The following is a 19503-nucleotide window of genomic DNA, read 5'->3' on the forward strand; positions in this document are numbered from 1 at the left end:
AACAGGTGGTCCTGGGGAACCAGCATCTCGAGTGTCACCATCTCCAGATGCTGTTGGGCCGGCGTCGGTATCTTCAGCATGGCCCATTAAACGACAAACCCCAACGCGATGGTTGGGGTTTGTCAGCAGTCTGAGCCCGCCAGATGGCGGGCTTTTTGTCTTTCGTGCGCGCCGGGGCAGGGGCAGGCGCTAAAAATGTCGCGGGTTGGGCACCGGGGCAGGGGGCTGGCTACAATGGTGTGCTCTGGCCGGTTGCCGCGGCGTGTTCGCGCTACCGGCCGGGCGGCTCATTGACCCACGCCATGCGGGTGAATCCAGCCCATCTTGATGCCGACGATCACCATGGCGATCAACAGCAGCGAAAAGCTGATGCGCCGTGTCAGCGCCCATGCGGTGCGCTTGCTGCCGCCCTTGTCGGTCATCATGAAGTACAGCGCCTGGCCGAGATTGAACACCACCACCAGGAACATGATCACCAGCGCGACTTTGTAGGCGGTTTCCACGTGACAGATCCGATCCGTAGCGACGCAAGCAGTATAGCCATCCGGCACGGAGCCACCGCGTGAGCTGGCTGCGCAAGCCCTCGTGGTGGTCGGTGGCGATAACCATCGTGGGCGCCCTTGTTTTCGTGCGTCTTGGCATCTGGCAGTTGCATCGCGCCGACTACAAGGACGAACTTCTGCGACGGTATGCCGCAGCGGCCAGCGCGCCGGTGCAGGCCTTCGACGCGGTGGCCGCGCACCCCCCTCAGGATGCTTATCCGCGCGTGCGCGTGGCAGGCCGCTACCTTGCCGACCGCATGTATCTGCTGGATAACCCCAAGCACGACGGCATGGGTGGGGTGGAAGCCTACGTACCGTTCCAGCCGGATGGGCAGAGCCGGTTGCTGCTGGTGGACCTGGGCTTTCTTCCGGGCAATGGCACCGGCGCGAGGCCGCAGTTGCCGCCGCTGCCGGAGGGCCCCCAGGTACTGCACGGTCTTTATCAACCGCCGCCGGGCACGGGCCTGGAAATGGGCGGCGATGCGCTGGCGCGGCAGACACAATGGCCCAAGGCCTCGATCTACCTGGATATGCAGCAGGTCGCCGCGGACCTGCACGCCACGCTGTATCCGCGCGTGCTGGCGCTGGATGCCGATCCCGCGTCGATCTACGTGCGCGTGCACGCGCTGGATCTTTCCTCGATGCCGCCGGCGCGGCATCGTGCCTACGCTTTTCAATGGTTCACCTTCGCCTTTGCGGCGGTGGTGATCTTCCTGGTCCTGCATCGGGCGAAGCGTCGTCCACACAAGCACAAGAACGCATCATGACTGAACCGACCGACCGCGCCGTACGCGCCAGCCGCCTGAAATTCCTGCTGGTGGTGCTTGTGTTCGCCGCGCCGATCATCGCGGCGGGCCTGCTCAACCTTGCAGGCTGGCAACCCACCGGCAAGGGCTACGGCCAACCGATCGCCCCGCAACGCAATTTCGAGCAGGAGCGCCTGCAGGTACGGCTGGACGATGGCCAATGGTGGCCCTGGCGCGACAAGTCCCCGCGGCTCACGCTGATCGCGCTGGCCGGTCCCGGCTGCGCGGCGCATTGCCTGGATACGCTGACCAAGATGGCCGCCGCACGCATCACGCTCAACAACAACATCGATCGCCTGCGCCTGCTCTACATCGGCCAGCCGCCCGCCGATGCCGCCACCGATGGCATGCGCAACTACTGGCGGCTCGGCTCGGACGTGCAGGGCCGCCTGGCCCAATACGTGCCGAGCGTCCCAGACAGCGTCACCGCATTGCTGGTGGAATCCGACGGCACCGCGCTGACGCTGTATCCTGCCGGCTTCGATCCGAGCGGCCTGCGCAAGGATCTGCAGAAGGTGATCCGCTGATGTCGCTGCATGCCCGCAAATGGGTGCCTTATATCGCGTTGCTGGCGGCGGCGTTCGCCTTCGGTCTGGTGATGTTCGGCGCGTTCGTGCGTCTTTCCAATGCGGGCCTGTCCTGCCCGGACTGGCCCACCTGCTACGGCCAGGCAACCTGGCCGCGGCACGCGCAGGCGGTGGCGCGCGCCGACGCGGCATTTCCCGATCGGCCGTACGAAGCGGACAAGGCGTGGCGCGAACAAGTGCATCGCATGCTCGCCGGCACGCTCGGCCTGCTGGTGCTGGTGCTGGCATTGTTGGCAGCGCGCCGCGATCGCCTGACGGTCGGCGCGATCGTGCTGAGCGCGATCTTCGCCACCGTGGGCGTGACCTTATATTTGCACGGCGAGCGCAATTGGTCCTCGGGGCTGGGCTTGCTTGCGATCCTGCTGCCGATGATGGGGGCGTCGTGGTTGCGCGAGCACGCCGCCTTCAAGGTGAGCGTGCTGGCGCTGGCGGTCATCGTGTTCCAGGCGATGCTGGGCATGTGGACGGTGACGCTGCTGCTGAAGCCGATCGTGGTGATGGGGCATTTGCTCGGCGGCATGACCACCTTTGGTCTGCTCGCTTACGTCGCATTGCGTTTGAACGGTGTCGGGGCGGCCGATAACCGTCATGCCCGGCTGCGTCGCGCGGTCGTGCTGGGCATCGTGCTGCTGGCGCTGCAGATCGCCTTGGGCGGATGGACGTCCGCCAACTATGCCGCGCTCGCCTGCGGCACCGACTTCCCCACCTGCCTGGGGCAGTGGGCGCCGCCCACCGATTTCCACCAGGGTTTTGTGCTGTGGCGCGAGATCGGCGTGAACTACGAGGGTGGTGTGCTGGACATGGCCGCGCGCAGCGCGATCCAGATCACGCACCGCATCGGCGCGCTGGTGGTGTTTTGCTATCTGACGTGGCTTTCGTACCGGCTGGTGCGCGCGGGCTTCCGTTTCGGCGGTCTTGCTGTTCTGGTAGTGCTGCTGCTGCAGATTGGACTGGGCATCAGCAACGTGCGCTTTGGCCTGCCGCTGCCGGTGGCGACGCTGCATAACGGTGGAGCGGCGTTGTTATTGTTTACCCTGCTGGCCAATTTCGTGCGCCTGCAGCCGTGGCGTGAGCTGCCGGACGCCAGCGCATGAGCCTGGCGCGTGAGTATCTGCAACTGACCAAGCCGCGCGTGGTGGCGCTGCTGGTGTTCTGCGCGGTCATCGGCATGTTCCTGGCGGTACCCGGCATTCCGCCGTGGCACGCGCTGGTGTGGGGCACGCTTGGCATCTGGATGGCGTCGGGTTCCGCCGCCGCCTTCAATCACCTGATCGACGAGCGCATCGACAAGCTGATGGCGCGCACCGCGCGTCGTCCGCTGGCCACGGGTACGCTCAAGCCGCGCCAGGTGCTGGTGTTTGCGATCGTGCTGGGCATCGCATCAATGCTGGTGCTGGCGCTGCTGGTCAACGGGCTTACCGCATGGCTGACGTTCGGCGGATTGATCGGTTATGCCCTGGTGTACACCGCCTACTTGAAGCGCGCCACGCCCCAAAACATCGTCATCGGCGGCCTGGCCGGCGCGATTCCGCCCGTGCTTGGCTGGACGGCGGTGACCGGCGCGCTGCATCCGTTCGCGCTGCAGCTGTGCATGATCATCTTCGTATGGACGCCGCCGCACTTCTGGGCGCTGGCGATCTTCCGCCGCGAGGACTACGCCCGCGCCGAGATCCCGATGCTGCCGGTGACGCACGGGGTGCGCTACACACAATGGCAGATCCTGCTGTATACGATCCTGCTGGTACTGGTGAGCCTGCTGCCCGCGATCACCGGCTATACCGGCCTGATCTATTTCGGTGGCGCGCTGGTGCTGGGCGGCGGATTTCTCTATTACGCCATCCGCCTGATGAATCCGCCGGACGAATACTTCGCCATGCGCACGTTCAAGTATTCGATCATCTATCTGATGGCGCTGTTCGCCTTCCTGTTGGCCGACCACTGGCTAAGCAAGGGCCCGGCGGCGTTCTGAATTATTCCACCTGGCGGTGCGGTGCCAGGACGGCGCGAAGCCGCATGATGCGGCACGCAAGTGCCTTGCAGCCTGCCGTCGGGCTTCGATCCCGGTTCCCGCCAGCCCTTCGTTTTGAGCGAAGCCAGACGCGGTTTGACCAATCATGCGGTGATCCAGGCGCGGGCAGGGTTGGCTGCGTTTGCGTGAAGTCAATCGGAGCGGACGCAAACTTCACGTTTTTCGGCATTTTCCTACACGCAACGCGATCGCCTTCAGCTACTTTTCCGATTCAGCTGGAAGGCCGCCGGCATGCCGTACCGCGTGGATCGACATGACCAACACAGGATAGTGGACCATGGTCGCTTACTTCGACTGCAACGCAACGACGCCCATCGAGCCGGAAGTCGCCGAGGTGGTGCGGCATGATCTCAGCAAGGAATATGGCAACGCGGGTAGCGCATCTCACGTGTATGGATGGGCCGCGTTCGATGCAGTGCAAAAAGCCAGGCGCCAATTCGCAAATGTCCATGCGCCTCACTGAAACCGGCGCCTCACGGGACGAAGCCCTGCCCATCGTGCACAACTTGCTGGCCGCCGCCTTGATGGAGTGCTGTGAGCCGGGTCTCGTGAAAGCTATAAAGTCCCACGCGTCATTTGACGCCGCCGTAGACGATTGCGCGGACGATCTATTGGCTTTCGCCAGAAAGGATCCCGCCGCGGGCGGGTCCCTGCGTGCCATTGCGCAAGGTTACTCATCGTTCAAGGCCGTTGCCCACTATCGATTGGCGAACGCGTTACACAGGGAGGGCGCCCTGATCAGGCCGGATGATGATTCCATCTGCGCAAGCATCGACTTTCTTTCGTGTCGAGGAAAAATGCTTTCTGGCGCTGAAATACATCCGCGATGCACGATCGGCAGAAGATTTGTTCTCGATCACGGCTGGGGGACGGTCATCGGTGAGACCGCTTTTCTCGGCGACGATTGCTACGTGTTGGGCGGCGTGGTGCTCGGGGCCATCGGTATTGCCGACAACCCGCGTGCAAAACGCCACCCAACGATAGGTCATCGTGTCCAGATTGGCGCGTATGCCAGAGTGTTTGGTCCAGTGAGCATAGGGGACGATGCTTTCATAGGGGCGCATTGCGTTGTTCGGCACGATGTAAAGGCGCATTCGCGCGTATTGCTGAAAAGCACGTTGCAGATAATCAAAGAGCGTGTTGGCGCGCGCATCATCGAACCGCGTTGCGAAGGGCGGTTGTCCCATGAATAAATTCCATCGAGCCACACGGAAGTGCTATTACGAAGACCCTTGTTTGTACGACTGCATGGCCTGCGTCATCAAGGTTGGGCCCGATTACGTCGAACTCGACAGAACGGTTGCGTATCCTGAAGGCGGAGGTCAGGAATCTGATCATGGCGTGATCATCGCACCCGATGGCCTCCAGATCCGCTTCGTGCATGCGCGGAAAATGTACGTGACGAAAGTCCACATTCCCGACATGCCCGAGGTCGGTGTGGATGGCGTGGTCGAACATGTGGTTCATGACCAAGACCGGGCGCTCATCGAAAAGCTTCGTCCGGGCATGCCGGTCATGCTGCGAATCGACGTGGTCAGGCGCTCCCGGCTATCGCTTAGCCACACGGCATCGCATTTGGTTTATTTGGGCGTGTCGAAAGTTAGGCCGGACGCTATGGCGCGGACATTAGGCTGTCATATCCGAACCACGGCCGCGCGATTTGATTTTGCCGTCGACAATCGGTTCACGCTTGAGGAATTGGCGGAAATTCAAAACATAGCCAACGGCTTTGTTGCAAGAAATGGCTCGGTGAACCTATACGCCCACCCGGAATACCCCGATGCGCGCTATTGGGAGTGCGAGGGCGAGGTCATACCTTGCGGAGGAACGCACATCGGTTCAACCGGTGCGATTGGCTCTCTCGTTCTTCAACGGAAGAGTTTGGGGAAAGGCAAAGAGCGCGTTGCCTGCGAGTTTGGCCAGGCGGTACTCAAAACAGAAGCCTTTCATGCTTGGAATGCCAATACTGGAACTGATCAGGAATGAATCTTAAGCATACGGAAGTGGGTTTGATGGACTCGGGCGAGCTGCGGCTGCCCTCGTCAACCTGCGTATTGTGCTTGTGCCAGGCGCTCAATCTCACCGCGGCGATCGTATCGGTGACAGTGGCCGCGCTCGTCGGCGAGCAATTGGCACCTCATCCGGTATGGTCTACGCTTCCTTATGGCGTGCAATTTGCGGTCGTCGCATTGCTTACCTATCCCGCCTCGGTGTTCATGCGCCGCTTTGGTCGAAGAGCAGGGTTCATGCTCGGGGCGACGATGTTGATCGCGGCGGGATGCGTGGGCTTCGCTGCGATTGAAAGGTCCCGCTTCGCGGGGCTTGTTCTTGCTCACGGATTGCTCGGCGCATACGTGGCATTCGCGAATTTTTACCGGTTCGCAGCGGTCGATCGCCTGTCCGCTGCGTTGCGGCCGCGTGGCCTCTCGCTCGTCGTGGCTGGTGGGGTGCTGGCCGCATTTATTGGGCCGTGGCTTTCCATGGGGCTTGGGAGCGTGGAAGGCTATGCACCATTCGCGCTTTGCTATGCGAGTTTTTGCGCCATCGGGTTCTGCACCATGATCTTGTTGGGGCTATGGAAGCGGGCTCCTGCCATGCCAACGACAAACGCGGCATCCACTAAAGAAATCGAGCAGCACGTCATCGCTCCCATCGCGGCAGCCGTCTTCTCCTCGGCCAGCGCCTACCTGATCATGAACCTGTTGATGGTGCAGGCTTCGCTGGTCATGAACTCGATGGGGGTCGGTTTTCACGCAGGTACCTGGGCGATACAGGGGCATGTGCTCGCCATGTTCGTGCCTTCCTTTGCCACCGGACTGGTTATCAACCGGCTTGGTTATCGCGCGACGCTATGCGGTGGTTTTCTTCTGTTGATAGCGGCTACGTTGCTTGCGTTCGTTGGCTTGGGCGGGTTTTCCGCCATGCTGGCGGGGCTCATCCTGCTTGGTGTGGGTTGGAATTTCAGTTACATCGGTGGCGGTGCCCTGCTTGCCAAATATCTTACGGATGAGAACAGGCATCGGATGCAAGGAATCAATGACTCGATCATCGCTATATCCGCCACGGTTGGGGCGTTCGTTCCCGCCTTGCTGCAGGCTTTGGTCGGGTGGAGAAACACCAACCTTTTATGCCTGTTGATATGCATCTTCGGTTTCGTTCTTGCTTGGCATGCAACCGGGAAGGCGTCGTTGGACTAGTCGTAGGGAGCTGCTTGCGTGAATGCCGAAAGAGCCGCTTTTGACACCCCGTTGCGCGAAGTCGTCCCGGGGGTGCTGATGAAATTTGAATGCGATAACCCTGGCGGAAGCCACAAGGCACGGGCCGCGCGGCGTGTCATCGAAGAGGCCGTCCAATCCGGACAAGTCGTGCCCGGCAAAACGATCGTCGTGGAAAAGACCGGGGGCAACTTCGGATTTGGTCTGGCGGTTGCTTGTCATGCATTAGGTACGGAGGTGGAGCTTGCGGTCGGACTTGGGTTCAGCGCGGTCAAGCGCCGTTGCCTTGAAGTGTTTGGCGCTCGGCTGATCGGCGTGGACATGCTGGAGCAAGGTGCAACGCCAAAGGAGGTTGTCGAATGGCGACTGAGCGAAGCATCAAGGGACGGGGTAAGTTGCTTCTACACCGATCAGTTCTCCAATGCGGCGAGCGTGAAGGCGCACGAGTTCGAGACGGGGCGTGAAATGGTTGAACAGCTGCGCCAATGGCCGCAGGTGCAAGCGCTGACATTCGTAGCGTGTGCCGGTACCGGGGCGAGCCTCACAGGCGTGGCGCGGGCTCTCAGGGCCGCCCATGACGAGGTGAACTGTGTTCTGGTGGAGCCGGAGGGGTGCAACGCCTCGACGGGCGCTTTCGCCGAGCATGCATTTGAGGGAATGTCTGTTGGCGTTGCGCCGCCCTTCCTTGACTGGCAGCAGGTGCAAGATCACCGCACGGTAACGTTCGATGCCGCAATGGAGACGAGAAGGCGGTTTTGCCAGCGCACCGGCTATTTCGTTGGCAACACCACTGCGGCCTGTTTAACCGTGGCGATGCAGCTCGCAAAGCGCTTGCCGGACGGGCACAAGGTCATTCTTCTCTTTTACGATCACGGGTTATGGTACCTGCCGGCTTGAGGTCGGCGTTCGCATTGCATCGACAGGCCGCTGATCTTCAACGGCGCTTTTTCCCTTATCGGATTCGGCGCCCGGCGTCACGCGGGTGCTGGCATGCCAATGGGCAGGCCTCTGCATGTGCAATCTGCCGGCATCGGACGCGAGGCGGGCCTGAGCTTCCTGGCCTGGGCCGAAGTTCTGTTTCCGGCAACTACCCCGGAAGGTAGCCGGGAGGGAGCCGGGTCGGCGGTACCGCTGTAGTGGGCGAAGGCGCCCTTAGCCATTTGGCCGATCTGTCTGGCTGGGAAAAAAATGCCCCTGACCGACAAAGATTTATGTCCGAGGGTTGACACTCTCGCACCGCAGCATGACAATGCACGCGCCCACCGGCGCGGTATCACCGGCAGGGCCTCTGTCCGAACTTAACCAAGGCATATGGACGTTTACCCTAGTCGCAACGTCGACATCCGCGAGCATCGGGTGCCGGCATTGCATAACAAGCTGATCGTTCGCGGCAACCGCCAGCGGTTGGCCGGCGCTTTCCTCCACTAGGGAAGTCCGGCCCGCTCCTAACGGTGCCGTGAGCACCGTTTTAGAGGAGATGGGCCAATGAAGCTCCTTCGCGATTTCTTTCGTCTGCGCACCGCGGGTCGGTTTTCCCTGTCCGGCCGCCGCGAGCCGGTGCGCGTTTCCATTTCAGTAACCGTGCCGCAGCCGCTGAACCAGCCGGCCGCCCAGGCGCGCCCCGCGGCCCCTTGGCACGAACAGCCGCCGGCCGGCACGTCGCGTACGTCCCGTCATCTTCATCTGGTATCTAGCCTCTGATGCGCCGTAGCAATCTGCGCAAGGGCTGGCCTCCACCACCAAGGTCGCTTTGCCGGCCGGGGTGGTTGCCCCTCGGCCGCGGATTGCCGTAGCGGAAGTAAGTCGTTCCCGACGCTCGCTTCCCTGCCGCATGCATAGGACATCCACGGAAGCGAGACATGATGAAGCACTCCACCCAGGCTGTTATGGCCAAGGCTGTCGCCAAAGTGACGGCAGCCGCGTCCACGCGCGTGGCCGCCGCCCAGGAAGCGTTCAAAGAGAACGAGGCGCTGCTTGCCAGCCTGGACGCCACCACGGCGGGCCTTAACGAAGAGCAGATCACCGAGCGCCTGGATCGCGATGGCGTGAACGAGGTCTCGCACGAAAAGCCGCCGCATTGGACGGTGCAGCTGCTGCGCGCGTTCAAGAACCCCTTCATCATCGTGCTGCTGATTCTGGCGGTGGTGCAGGTGGTGCTGACGCCGGACGATCTGTCCGGCCCGGTCATCATCGCGGTGATGGTGGGCATCAGCGTGCTGTTGAGCTTCACGCAGGAATACCGTTCCTCGCAGGCGGCGGAAAAACTCAAGGCGATGGTGCGCAACACCGCCACTGTCACCCGCCGCGCGTCGGATGGACATAGCGAACGCATCGAAGTGCCGGTGGGCGAGCTGGTGGTGGGCGACATCGTGCACCTGGGGGCGGGCGACATGGTGCCCGCCGACCTGCGCCTGCTCTCCGCGAAGGACCTGTTCATCAGCCAGGCGATCCTTACCGGCGAATCGCTACCGGTGGAGAAGGCCGCGCCGGGCCAGGCGCATCTGGTCGAAGGCGGCGAGCACGGTGCGCAACAGGGCAATCCGCTGGATCTGCCCACCATCTGCTACATGGGCACCAACGTGGTGAGCGGCACGGCCACGGCCGTAGCCGCGGCAACCGGCTCGCGCACCTACCTGGGGTCGCTGGCGCGCACCATCGTGGGCGAGCGCGTGCAGACCAGCTTCGACCGCGGCGTGAGCAGCGTGAGCTGGCTGCTGATCCGCTTCATGCTGGTGATGGTGCCGGTGGTGCTGGGCATCCAGTGGTACAAGCACGGCTTCCTGGAGGCGCTGCTGTTCGCGCTGTCGGTGGCGGTGGGCCTGACGCCGGAAATGCTGCCGCTGATCGTCACCGCCAACCTCGCCAAGGGCGCGATGGCGATGTCGCGGCGCAAGGTGGTGGTCAAGCGCTTGAATGCCATCCAGAACTTCGGCGCGATGGACGTGCTGTGTACGGACAAGACCGGCACCCTCACGCTGGACAAGATCGTGCTGGAACGCCACCTTGACCTCGACGGCGAGGATTCGGAAGACGCGCTCGAATACGGCTACCTCAACAGCCACTTCCAGACCGGCTTGAAAAACCTGATGGACAAGGCCGTGCTGGCGCATCGCGATCTGGAGCCGATCGTGGCGCGCTATCGCGTGGTGGACGAAATTCCGTTCGACTTCCAGCGCCGCCGCATGTCGGTGGTGCTGGCCAACGGGCACGGCCATCATCTGCTGGTATGCAAGGGCGCGGTGGAGGAGATGCTTGCCATCGCCACCCGGGAACGTCGCGGCGATGAAACCGTGCCGATGACCGACGAGCGCCGCCGCGAGATCAAGGCGATGACCCGTCGCCTCAACGAAGACGGCCTGCGCGTGCTGGTGGTGGCGATCAAGGAAGACGCACCGCGCAGCGGCGCCTATGGCGTGGCCGATGAAGCGGAGTTGACGGCGGTGGGTTGCCTGGCCTTCCTCGATCCGCCCAAGGATACGGCGGCCACGGCGATCGCCGCGCTTCACCATCACGGCGTCACGGTGAAAGTGATCACCGGCGACAACGAGGCGGTGACGCGCAAGATCTGCCGCGAAGTGGGCCTGGACGTGGAGAACTCCGCGCAGGGCCGCGACATCGAACCGCTGGAAGACGCCGAGCTGGACGACCTGGTCAAGCGCACCACCGTATTTGCCAAGATGTCGCCGCTGCAAAAGGCGCGCGTGGTCAAGTCGCTGCAGCGCCAGGGCCATACGGTGGGCTTCCTCGGCGACGGCATCAACGACGCGCCCGCGCTGCGCGAAGCGGATGTGGGCATTTCGGTCGATACCGCCACCGATATCGCCAAGGAGTCGGCGGACATCATCCTGCTCGAAAAGAACCTGATGGTGCTCGAAGAAGGCGTGATCGAAGGCCGCATCACTTTCGGCAACATCATCAAGTACATCAAGATGACGGCCAGCTCCAACTTCGGCAACGTGCTCAGCATGGTGGCGGCGGCGTTCTTCCTGCCGTTCCTGCCGATGTTGCCGCTGCAGATCCTGGTGTTGAACCTGCTGTACGACATCTCGCAGCTGTCCATTCCGTTCGACCGCATGGACGACCAATACCTGCGCAAGCCGCGCAAGTGGGATGCCAGCGACATCGGCCGCTTCATGGTCTGGATCGGCCCGACCAGTTCGATCTTCGACATCACCACCTTCGCGCTGTTGTGGTATCTGTTCGGCGCAAACAATCAGGCTCACCAGGCGTTCTTCCAGTCCGGCTGGTTCATCGAGAGCCTGCTGACGCAGACGCTGGTGGTGCACATGATTCGCACGCGCAGGATACCGTTCGTGCAGAGCGTGGCGGCGGCGCCGGTACTGGGCCTGACCACCGCGATCATCGTCATCGGCATGCTCATTCCGTTCACCGGCGTGGGCCCGAAGATCGGCATGGTGGAACTGCCCGGCGTGTATTTCGGCTGGCTGGCGGCGACGGTGGCGGCCTACTGCGCGCTGACGCAGGTGATGAAGCTGCTCTACATCCGCCGTTACGGACGCTGGCTCTGATCCAGTAAAGCGGCCCTTTCTCCCTGATGGAGGAAGGGCGATGAAGGCAAATCCCAACTGGCCGCCATGCCTTGCCTGGCGGGCTTGGGCCTTGCCGCACATGCGGTTCCCGTCCATCGTGGAAAGGACACGGCGGGAACGTTCGATTCAAGGAGTTGCCCGGATGAAAGGCACGTTCGCTTTCTTCGATATCTTCGGCTACGTTGCGCTGCTGCTGTGGGGCACGCACATGGTCACCAGCGGCGTTCTGCGCGGCTACGGCAGCGCGTTGCGTCGCGGCCTTGGCCGCTACCTGGAGCGGCGCCCCACGGCGTTCACGTTCGGCGTGTGCATTACCGCGCTGCTGCAGAGCAGTACCGCCGCCGGCATGATGGCGACGTCGTTCGCGGCGGGCGGTTTTCTGGGTCTCACGCCCGGATTGGTGGTCATGCTTGGTGCCAACGTCGGCACTACGCTGATCGTGCAGGTGATGTCGTTCGACATCGCGCTGGTCGCGCCGATCCTCATTTTGCTGGGCACCGCCATGCATCGCCGCTCCGACGACGCACGCCATCAGAACCTTGGCCGCGTGGGCATCGGGCTGGGGCTGATGCTGCTCGCCTTGCATCTGCTGGTGCTGACCATGGCGCCGATCCAGAACGCACAAGCCGTGCGCGCGGTGATGGAGAGCCTTGCCGGCGAACCCGTGCTGGTGCTGCTGGCAACGGCGCTCCTTACCTGGCTGTGCCATTCCAGCGTGGCGGTGGTGCTGTTGATCGTGTCCTTCGCCACCGCCGGTGTCGTCGATACGCAGGAAGCGTTGGCGATGGTGCTCGGCGCCAATCTCGGCGGCACCTTGCCGGCCTTGCTGGAAGCCCACACGCCGGTGGCGCGCCGGCTGCCGCTGGGCAATGTGCTGGTGCGCGCGACCGGCTGCCTGGTCTGCCTGCCGTTGCTGCATCCGCTTACGCAATGGCTGGCGCCGCTGGGCGCGTCGCCCGCGCGTATCGCGGTGAACTTCCATACCGCGTTCAACCTTGCCCTGGCGGTGATCTTCATCCTGCCGATCGAACGTTTTGCGCAGCTGCTGGTGCGCCTGTTGCCCGAACCGCCGCGTCCGGCCGATCCGGGCATGCCGCTGTACCTGGACGAGGCCGCGCTCGAAAGCGCCAACGTGGCGCTGGTCAACGCCACGCGCGAATCCATGCGCATGGCCGATACCGTCGAAGGCATGCTGACCAGTCTGGTGGAGGTGTTCGGCAAGGACGACGCCGCGCGTGCCACCACCATCAGCCGCATGGATCCATGGCTCGATCGCCTGGGCATCGCGATCCGCCAATACCTCACGGATCTTGGCAGCGAAGCCTTGAACGAAGAGGACGGCGCGCGCAGCCAGGAGATCCACGCGTTCGTGATGAACATCGAGCACATCGGCGACATCACCGCCAACAATCTGATGGAATTTGCCGCCAAGAAAGCGCAAAGCGGACAGGATTTTTCAGCCGAGGACATCCAGGATCTTGCGATCATGCATGCGCAGGTGATGGAAAGCCTGCGCCTGGCGATCACGGTGTTCATGCGCGGCGACCTGCGCGCGGCCCAGCAGCTGGTCGAGCGTAAAGAACTGTTATGGCGGTTGGAAAACGAATCGTCGGACCGGCATATTCGCGCCTTGCGCGAACATCGCGATGGCGGCGGCGGCGATGTGTACCTGCGCATCCTGCGCGACTTGCGGCGCATCCATTCGCATCTGGCGGCGATCGCCTATCTGCCGCTGGAGCGGGCCGGCCTGTTGCAGGACCGGCTGGTTCGCGGCGCCCTTTCCAACGCTGCCGCACAAGGAAAAGCTTGAACTTGGACAGTCACGCGCAAGCAGAACCAACGACAATTTACCCGCCTTAGAGCCTGTCTGCGCGTGCGCTCCAGCAGGAGCGTCACCCGGCAGCGGAGGTCATATAGGCGGCCAAAACCCGCGGTTCCGGGATACGCCAGGTCGTTCAAACGCAGCGACCTGCCTGCCCTTCACCGTTTTGCAACAGCTCTGTGGCCTTGTGGTTGCAGAAAACGCATTCGAGCGTCAAGCCGAAGGGAAATCCCTATGTTTCATCTGACGACCCATGGACTGCGAGTATCCGTAGCCATTGCCGTGGCACTGGGCGTGGCCGCCTGCTCGCGCGGCTCCAGCGACGATGTCCAAGCCCCGCCGTCCTTCACCGTGGATCACGGTTTGTTGAAGGTGCCCGCCGATTCCCCGCTGCGCAAGGAGCTGGTGGTGCAGCCGGTGCAGGTGCGGGCCGCGCCGCACGCCATGGCGTTTCCCGCCAATGTGGAAGCGGACCCGGCACGCACCGCCAACGTGCTGCCCGCGCTGACCGGCAAGGTGGTCGAGCTGAAGGTGGGCCTGGGCGATCGGGTCAACCGCGGCCAGTTGCTGGCGGTGGTCGATTCGGGCGACATGGCCCAAGCCAACGCCGACGTAGTGAAGGCGCGCGATGCGCTGGATCTGGCCAGGAAAGCGCTGGATCGCGCGCGCGGGGTAAAAGCTGCCGGCGGCAGTGCGGCCAAAGACCTGGAGGCAGCGCAGAGCGGCTTCAACCAGGCGCAGGCCGAATACGACCGCGCACGCACGCGCCTTGTGTCATTGAGCGGTTCGCCCGACGCCAGCACCGCGCGTCCCATGCAGGTGACGGCGCCCATCAGCGGTTACGTCACGGCGCTTTCGGTGGCACCGGGAACCTATGTCAACGATCCCACCACCGCGATGATGACCATCTCGAACCTGGACATGGTGTGGATCACCGCCAACGTGCCGGAAATCGATTCGGGATTGATCGCCAAGGGCCAGGCGGTGGATGCCACGCTCTGGGCCTATCCGGGCCAGGTATTCCACGGCAGCGTCAGCTTCGTCAGCCCCGTGCTGCAGCCGGACACGCGGCGCGACCTGGTGCGCGTGGCTTTCGCCAACCCCGATGGCCGGCTCAAGCCCAACATGTTCGCCACGGCGAGCATCGACATTCCCCAACCGGCGCAGGTGTTCGTGCCTGAATCGGCGCTGGTGATGAACAACGACAGCACCACCGTGTTCGTGGAAGTGTCGCCGTGGACGTTCGAGCGCCGCGCCGTCGATCTGAGCTACGACGAGAGCGATGGCACGCGGGTGCTGAAGGGCTTGAAGGCTGGCGATCGCGTGGTCGTCAGGGGCGGAGTGCTGCTCAATGATTAATCGGCTCTTCCGCTTCTGCTTCGAGAAGCGCACGCTGTTCATCGTGGTGACGGCGCTGGTCATCTGCTTTGGCTATTACTCCTGGACGCAGTTGGCGATCGAGGCGTATCCGGAACTGAGCGACGTCACCGCGCAGGTCACCACGCAGGTGCCGGGGCTGGCCGCCGAAGAAATCGAACAGCAGATCACCACACCGCTGGAGCGCAGCCTGGCCAATACCCAGGGCCTGGTGGCGATGCGTTCGAGCAGCACTTTCGGCCTGTCGCTGATCACGCTGGTATTCAAGGACGGCGCCGACGATTACTGGGAACGCCAGCGCGTGATGGAACACATCAGCCAGGCGACCCTGCCGCCGGGCATCACGCCGGGGCTGGATCCGGTCAGCGGCCCGGCCGGCGAGATCTATCGTTACACGCTGGAATCGAACAGCAAGAATCTCATGCAGCTGTCGGAGATCCAGAACTGGGTGGTGATCCCGGCGCTGGAGCAAGTGCAGGGCGTGATCAACGTCGACAATTTCGGCGGCTTCACCAAGGAATTCCAGCTTGAGCTCGATCCCAGGCAATTGCTGCACTACGGGGTGAGCGTCAACCAGGTGACGGCCGCGATCGCCGCCAACACGTCCAACGCGGGCGGCGGGCGCATCACGCGCGGCGAGCAGTCCTACATCGTGCGCGGCATCGGCATGGTGCATTCGCTCAAGGATCTGGGCGAGGTGGTGGTGACCCAGAACAACGGCGTGCCCGTGCTGGTGCGCGACCTGGGCAAACTGCGCTACGGGCATCAGGTGCGCGAGGGCATCCTGGGCAAGGACAATAATCCGGATACGATCGAGGGCATCTGCGATCTGTTGAAGTACGACAACCCCTCGCGCGTACTCGAAGGCATCCACGCAAAGGTGGATGAACTGAACAAGCAGCTCACGGCGCAGGACGTGAAAATCGTTCCGTACATCGATCGCGACAACCTGGTCAACGCGACCAAGGAAAAAGTCTTTCACACCGTCATGGAAGGCATCGGCCTGGTCTGCATCGTGCTGATCCTGTTCCTGGGCAGCCCGCGTTCGGCGCTGGTGGCGGCGGTGGCGATTCCGATGTCGCTGGTGACGGTGTTCATCCTGATGCAGTTTACGCACATGTCGGCGAACCTTTTTTCGCTTGGCGCGATCGACTTCGGCGTGATCGTTGACGGAGCGATCGTGGTAACTGAGGCCATCCTGCGCCAGCGCGAGATGAAACCTGCCGAAGTACTTACCGAAGACGACGTGATGCTGGTCACCGGCCATGTGGGCCGCTCGATTTTCTTTGCCACCTTGATCATCGTCACCGCTTACCTGCCGCTGTTTGCGTTCGAGCACGCCGAAGGGAAACTGTTCCGGCCGATGGCCTTCACGGTGGGCTACGCGTTGCTGGCGGCCTTGCTGTGCACGGTGACGTTGACGCCGGCGCTGGCGTACCTGGCATTGCGCAAGCCGCGCAAGCTGTTCCACAACAAGCCGCTGGAGCGGTTGCAGAACGCCTTTACCCATACGCTGGGCAAATTGTTGCACCGCTTGCCGATCGCCTATGCGGTCGCCATCGTGGCGTTCTGCGGCGTGCTGATTCTTGGTGCGACGATCGGCCGCGAATTTCTTCCCGACCTCGATGAAGGGTCCTTGTGGCTGCAGGTGCAGATGCCGACCGGTTTGTCGCTGGACAAGGCCAGTGCGATGACGGCCCAGTTGCGCAAGGCGGTGCGTGAATTCCCCGAAGTGTCCTACGTCGTCACGCAGTTGGGGCGCAATGACTCCGGTACCGATCCGTGGACGCCCTCGCACGTGGAAGCGGCCGTGGGATTGACGCCGTATAGCACCTGGCACGGCGAGAACAAGGCGCAATTCCTGCGCAAGTTCCGCGCGCGCCTGGATCAGATTCCCGGTATCAGCGTGGGCATCAGCCAGCCGATCGTCGATGGCGAAAACGATATGATCGGCGGTGCGCACAGCCCGCTGGTGCTGCGCATCTACGGCGACGACTTCAAGGAACTACGTCGCATCGGCGACCAGATCGTGGACGTGCTGCAGGGCGTGCGCGGCACCGCCGAAGCCTCCATCTTCCAGGAGCCGCCGATTCCGCAGCTCACCATCACCGCCGACCGCGAAGCGGCGGCGCGCTATGGCATCAACGTGGACGACATCACGCATCTGATTCAGACGGCCATCGGTGGCGCGCCGATCACGCAGGTCTACGTGGGCGATCGCATCTACAACGTTACCGCGCGCGTATCCAACGACGTGGCCAACAATCTCCAGGCGTTGGGCGAGTTGCCGCTTACATCGGCCAGCGGTGCGCAGGTGCCGCTCAAGCAGGTGGCGCACATCCGGCTGGCCATGGGCGAAAGCACCATTGCGCATGAGATGGGCCATCGCGAGCTGACCATTCGCATCGACAACCGCGACCGCGCACTGTCCGACTACCTGGCCGACGCGCAGAAGCAGATCGCCGAAAAAGTGCATTTCGACCCGAACGCGTACCGGTTGGAGTGGGCTGGCAATTTCGAGAACGAGGAGCGTGCACAAGCGCGCCTGATCGTGGTGATGGGCATGGTGATGGCGATCATGGCGGTGTTGCTGTTTGCCGAATTCGGCAAGTTCCATCAGGCGGTGCTCGTGCTCGGGGTCGTGCCGCTGGCCACGGTCGGTGGCCTGATCGCGCTGCATTTGCGCGGCGAAACGCTGAACATCGCCACCGCCGTGGGCTTTATCGCCTTGTTCGGCGTGGCGGTGCAGAACGGCATCATCATGGTATCCAACATCAATCGGGTGCGACGAGAAGGACTGTCGCTGTTCGAGGCGGTGCTGGTGGGCGCTACCGAACGCTTCCGTCCGGTACTGATGACCGCCACGGTGGCGAGTATCGGCATGCTGCCCGCGGCGTTGGCCACCGGTATCGGTACCGACGTGCAGCGCGGCTTGGCGACGGTGGTGGTGGGCGGCTTGCCCATCGCCACGATGTTGACGCTGTTCATCCTGCCCAGCCTGTATTTCGGCCTGGAGAATTTCATCAACAATCGCTTCGGCCACCCACCGTCGGCGGCGGAGATCTGATCATGCACGCCATCAAGAACATGGCATCGTGGCGGGCCGGGCACGGCGCGCTTACCTTGGGCATCGCCCTGATGCTTGGCGCCTGTGCGGTGGGGCCAAACTACCATCGTCCCGCGGCGCCGACGGCGCAGGGCTACACGTCCACGCCGCTGCCCAAGGTCACCGCATCGACGCAGGCGCCCGGCGGCACGGCCCAGCAACTGGTGCAGGGCATGGACATTCCCGGCCAATGGTGGACAGTGTTTCACTCCGAACCGCTGAATGGCCTGATCGACGATGCGATCAAGCACAATGCTGACCTGGCGGCCGCGCAGCAGGCGCTGGTGTCGGCGATCGAGAATGTGAAGGCGCAGCGCGGTGCGTATTACCCGCAGGTCAGTGCGGGTGTGGACCCGACGCGGCAAAAGACCGGCCAGGTGCTCTCAAGCAACGTGGCTTCCAACAGCACGCTCTACAACCTTACCACCGCGCAGTTGAGCATTTCCTACGCGCCGGATCTGTGGGGCGCCAACCGGCGCCAGGTGGAATCGCTGGCGGCGCAGGCCGATGCGCAGCGGTTTCAGATCGAGGCGACGTATCTCACATTGACCTCGAACGTGGTCAACGCCGCCATCAACGAAGCGTCGCTGCGCGCGCAGATCGCCGCCACGCAGGACATGGTCGACAGCCAGTCCAGGATCCTTAAAACCAACCGCACGCAACTCGCGCTTGGCGACATGGCCGATGCCGATATCGCCGCGCAGGTGGCAACCCTGGAACAGACGCGCGCAACACTGCCGCCGCTGCAGAAGCAATTGGCGCAACAACGCGATCTGCTCGCCGTGCTGACGGGTCGATCGCCGGATCAGGACGTACCGGCGCAGTTCAATTTCGATAGATTGCAGTTGCCGCAGGATCTGCCGCTGACCCTGCCGGCCAGGCTGGTGGAGCAGCGTCCGGATGTGCGCATGGCCGACGCGAACCTGCATGCTGCTTGCGCGCAGGTGGGCGTGGCGTTCGCCGCGCGCCTGCCGAACATCGACGTCACCGCCAACTGGGGCAGCGCGGCCGATCAGCTGCATAACTTGTTCGGCTCGGGCACCGGCTTCTGGAACATCGGTGCCGGCATCACCGCGCCGATCTTCACCGGCGGTACCTTGCTGCATCGCCAGCGCGCGGCGCAAGCGGCTTACCGGCAGGCCGCGGAGCAGTACCGCAGCACGGTGCTGTCGGCGCTGCAAAACGTCGCCGATACGCTGCACGCGATCCAGTCCGATGCCGACGCCATGGCCGCCACTGCACGCGCCGAACGCGCCGCTGCGCACAGCCTCGACATCGCGCAACGGCAGTACGCGCTGGGCGACATCAGCATGGTCGCCCTGCTCAACGCGCAGGTGACCTACAGCCAGGCCCAGCTTGCATTGATCCAGGCGCGCGCCAACCGCTATGCCGATTCGGTGGCCCTGTTCCAGGCACTGGGCGGCGGCTGGTGGCACCGGCAGGACATTGCCGTATCCTCGAAGTAACCG

16 protein-coding genes are annotated in these 19503 nt (G+C 63.2%); 15 read left to right on the forward strand and 1 reads right to left on the reverse strand.

Annotated features, from left to right (window positions below; genetic code table 11):
• Positions 1 to 287 precede the first annotated feature (287 nt).
• Positions 288 to 503 (reverse strand): twin transmembrane helix small protein, encoded by a 216-nt coding sequence (locus VME63_RS06750; protein ID WP_325431566.1) that lies wholly within the window; start codon positions 501 to 503, stop codon positions 288 to 290.
• Between the two features lie 59 nt (positions 504 to 562).
• Here VME63_RS06750 and VME63_RS06755 point away from each other — a divergent pair, with 59 nt between their 5' ends.
• The 15 genes from VME63_RS06755 (at position 563) to VME63_RS06825 (ending at position 19500) form a co-directional block, all read left to right on the forward strand.
• Complete coding sequence (locus VME63_RS06755; RefSeq protein WP_325431568.1) at positions 563 to 1309, forward strand: SURF1 family protein; 747 nt, start codon at positions 563 to 565, stop codon at positions 1307 to 1309.
• The gene (locus VME63_RS06760) at positions 1306 to 1875 is read left to right on the forward strand and encodes a hypothetical protein (protein WP_325431570.1); all 570 of its coding nucleotides are present in this window, start codon (positions 1306 to 1308) and stop codon (positions 1873 to 1875) included. Before VME63_RS06755 ends, VME63_RS06760 begins: the two co-directional genes overlap by 4 nt.
• The gene (locus VME63_RS06765) at positions 1875 to 3029 is read left to right on the forward strand and encodes a COX15/CtaA family protein (RefSeq protein ID WP_325431572.1); all 1155 of its coding nucleotides are present in this window, start codon (positions 1875 to 1877) and stop codon (positions 3027 to 3029) included. The genes VME63_RS06760 and VME63_RS06765 overlap by 1 nt, the downstream gene beginning before the upstream one ends.
• The gene (gene cyoE, locus VME63_RS06770; RefSeq protein WP_325431574.1) at positions 3026 to 3904 is read left to right on the forward strand and encodes a heme o synthase; all 879 of its coding nucleotides are present in this window, start codon (positions 3026 to 3028) and stop codon (positions 3902 to 3904) included. The genes VME63_RS06765 and cyoE overlap by 4 nt, the downstream gene beginning before the upstream one ends.
• A 337-nt stretch (positions 3905 to 4241) precedes the next feature.
• The gene (locus VME63_RS06775) at positions 4242 to 4427 is read left to right on the forward strand and encodes an aminotransferase class V-fold PLP-dependent enzyme (RefSeq protein WP_325431576.1); all 186 of its coding nucleotides are present in this window, start codon (positions 4242 to 4244) and stop codon (positions 4425 to 4427) included.
• Positions 4428 to 4761: 334 nt separating this feature from the next.
• The gene (locus tag VME63_RS18455) at positions 4762 to 5157 is read left to right on the forward strand and encodes a serine O-acetyltransferase (RefSeq protein WP_414648219.1); all 396 of its coding nucleotides are present in this window, start codon (positions 4762 to 4764) and stop codon (positions 5155 to 5157) included.
• Positions 5150 to 5950 carry an alanyl-tRNA editing protein gene (locus VME63_RS06785; RefSeq protein WP_325431580.1) on the forward strand — a complete coding sequence of 267 codons (801 nt, stop codon included), beginning with the start codon at positions 5150 to 5152 and terminating at the stop codon, positions 5948 to 5950. Before VME63_RS18455 ends, VME63_RS06785 begins: the two co-directional genes overlap by 8 nt.
• Positions 5947 to 7161 (forward strand): MFS transporter, encoded by a 1215-nt coding sequence (locus VME63_RS06790; RefSeq protein WP_325431582.1) that lies wholly within the window; start codon positions 5947 to 5949, stop codon positions 7159 to 7161. Before VME63_RS06785 ends, VME63_RS06790 begins: the two co-directional genes overlap by 4 nt.
• Positions 7162 to 7179: 18 nt before the next feature.
• Positions 7180 to 8076 carry a PLP-dependent cysteine synthase family protein gene (locus VME63_RS06795; RefSeq protein WP_325431584.1) on the forward strand — a complete coding sequence of 299 codons (897 nt, stop codon included), beginning with the start codon at positions 7180 to 7182 and terminating at the stop codon, positions 8074 to 8076.
• A 588-nt stretch (positions 8077 to 8664) separates the two neighbouring features.
• Positions 8665 to 8880: a hypothetical protein gene (locus VME63_RS06800; protein WP_325431586.1), complete on the forward strand. Its 216-nt coding sequence runs from the start codon at positions 8665 to 8667 to the stop codon at positions 8878 to 8880.
• Between the two features lie 158 nt (positions 8881 to 9038).
• The gene (gene mgtA, locus VME63_RS06805) at positions 9039 to 11708 is read left to right on the forward strand and encodes a magnesium-translocating P-type ATPase (RefSeq protein ID WP_414648214.1); all 2670 of its coding nucleotides are present in this window, start codon (positions 9039 to 9041) and stop codon (positions 11706 to 11708) included.
• Between the two features lie 163 nt (positions 11709 to 11871).
• Entirely contained in the window at positions 11872 to 13539 is a 1668-nt protein-coding gene (locus VME63_RS06810; RefSeq protein WP_325431588.1) for a Na/Pi cotransporter family protein, read from the forward strand.
• A gap of 246 nt (positions 13540 to 13785) precedes the next feature.
• Entirely contained in the window at positions 13786 to 14910 is a 1125-nt protein-coding gene (locus VME63_RS06815; protein WP_325431590.1) for an efflux RND transporter periplasmic adaptor subunit, read from the forward strand.
• On the forward strand, positions 14903 to 17995 hold the full coding sequence (locus VME63_RS06820; protein WP_325431592.1) for a CusA/CzcA family heavy metal efflux RND transporter: 3093 nt from the start codon (positions 14903 to 14905) through the stop codon (positions 17993 to 17995). The genes VME63_RS06815 and VME63_RS06820 overlap by 8 nt, the downstream gene beginning before the upstream one ends.
• 2 nt (positions 17996 to 17997) lie before the next feature.
• Positions 17998 to 19500: an efflux transporter outer membrane subunit gene (locus VME63_RS06825; RefSeq protein ID WP_325431594.1), complete on the forward strand. Its 1503-nt coding sequence runs from the start codon at positions 17998 to 18000 to the stop codon at positions 19498 to 19500.
• Positions 19501 to 19503 lie beyond the last annotated feature (3 nt).

Source organism: Dyella sp. (assembly GCF_035503745.1).
In the GTDB taxonomy this organism is placed as follows: domain Bacteria; phylum Pseudomonadota; class Gammaproteobacteria; order Xanthomonadales; family Rhodanobacteraceae; genus Dyella_B.

Bases quoted from the DNA above. Each gene is read 5' to 3' on its own strand.
- VME63_RS06760 (WP_325431570.1), top strand. From the start codon at position 1,306: ATGACTGAACCGACCGACCGCGCCGTACGCGCCAGCCGCCTGAAATTC.
- VME63_RS06765 (WP_325431572.1), top strand. From the start codon at position 1,875: ATGTCGCTGCATGCCCGCAAATGGGTGCCTTATATCGCGTTGCTGGCG.
- cyoE (WP_325431574.1), top strand. From the start codon at position 3,026: ATGAGCCTGGCGCGTGAGTATCTGCAACTGACCAAGCCGCGCGTGGTG.
- VME63_RS06775 (WP_325431576.1), top strand. From the start codon at position 4,242: ATGGTCGCTTACTTCGACTGCAACGCAACGACGCCCATCGAGCCGGAA.
- VME63_RS18455 (WP_414648219.1), top strand. From the start codon at position 4,762: ATGCTTTCTGGCGCTGAAATACATCCGCGATGCACGATCGGCAGAAGA.
- VME63_RS06785 (WP_325431580.1), top strand. From the start codon at position 5,150: ATGAATAAATTCCATCGAGCCACACGGAAGTGCTATTACGAAGACCCT.
- VME63_RS06790 (WP_325431582.1), top strand. From the start codon at position 5,947: ATGAATCTTAAGCATACGGAAGTGGGTTTGATGGACTCGGGCGAGCTG.
- VME63_RS06800 (WP_325431586.1), top strand. From the start codon at position 8,665: ATGAAGCTCCTTCGCGATTTCTTTCGTCTGCGCACCGCGGGTCGGTTT.
- mgtA (WP_414648214.1), top strand. From the start codon at position 9,039: ATGATGAAGCACTCCACCCAGGCTGTTATGGCCAAGGCTGTCGCCAAA.
- VME63_RS06810 (WP_325431588.1), top strand. From the start codon at position 11,872: ATGAAAGGCACGTTCGCTTTCTTCGATATCTTCGGCTACGTTGCGCTG.
- VME63_RS06815 (WP_325431590.1), top strand. From the start codon at position 13,786: ATGTTTCATCTGACGACCCATGGACTGCGAGTATCCGTAGCCATTGCC.
- VME63_RS06820 (WP_325431592.1), top strand. From the start codon at position 14,903: ATGATTAATCGGCTCTTCCGCTTCTGCTTCGAGAAGCGCACGCTGTTC.
- VME63_RS06825 (WP_325431594.1), top strand. From the start codon at position 17,998: ATGCACGCCATCAAGAACATGGCATCGTGGCGGGCCGGGCACGGCGCG.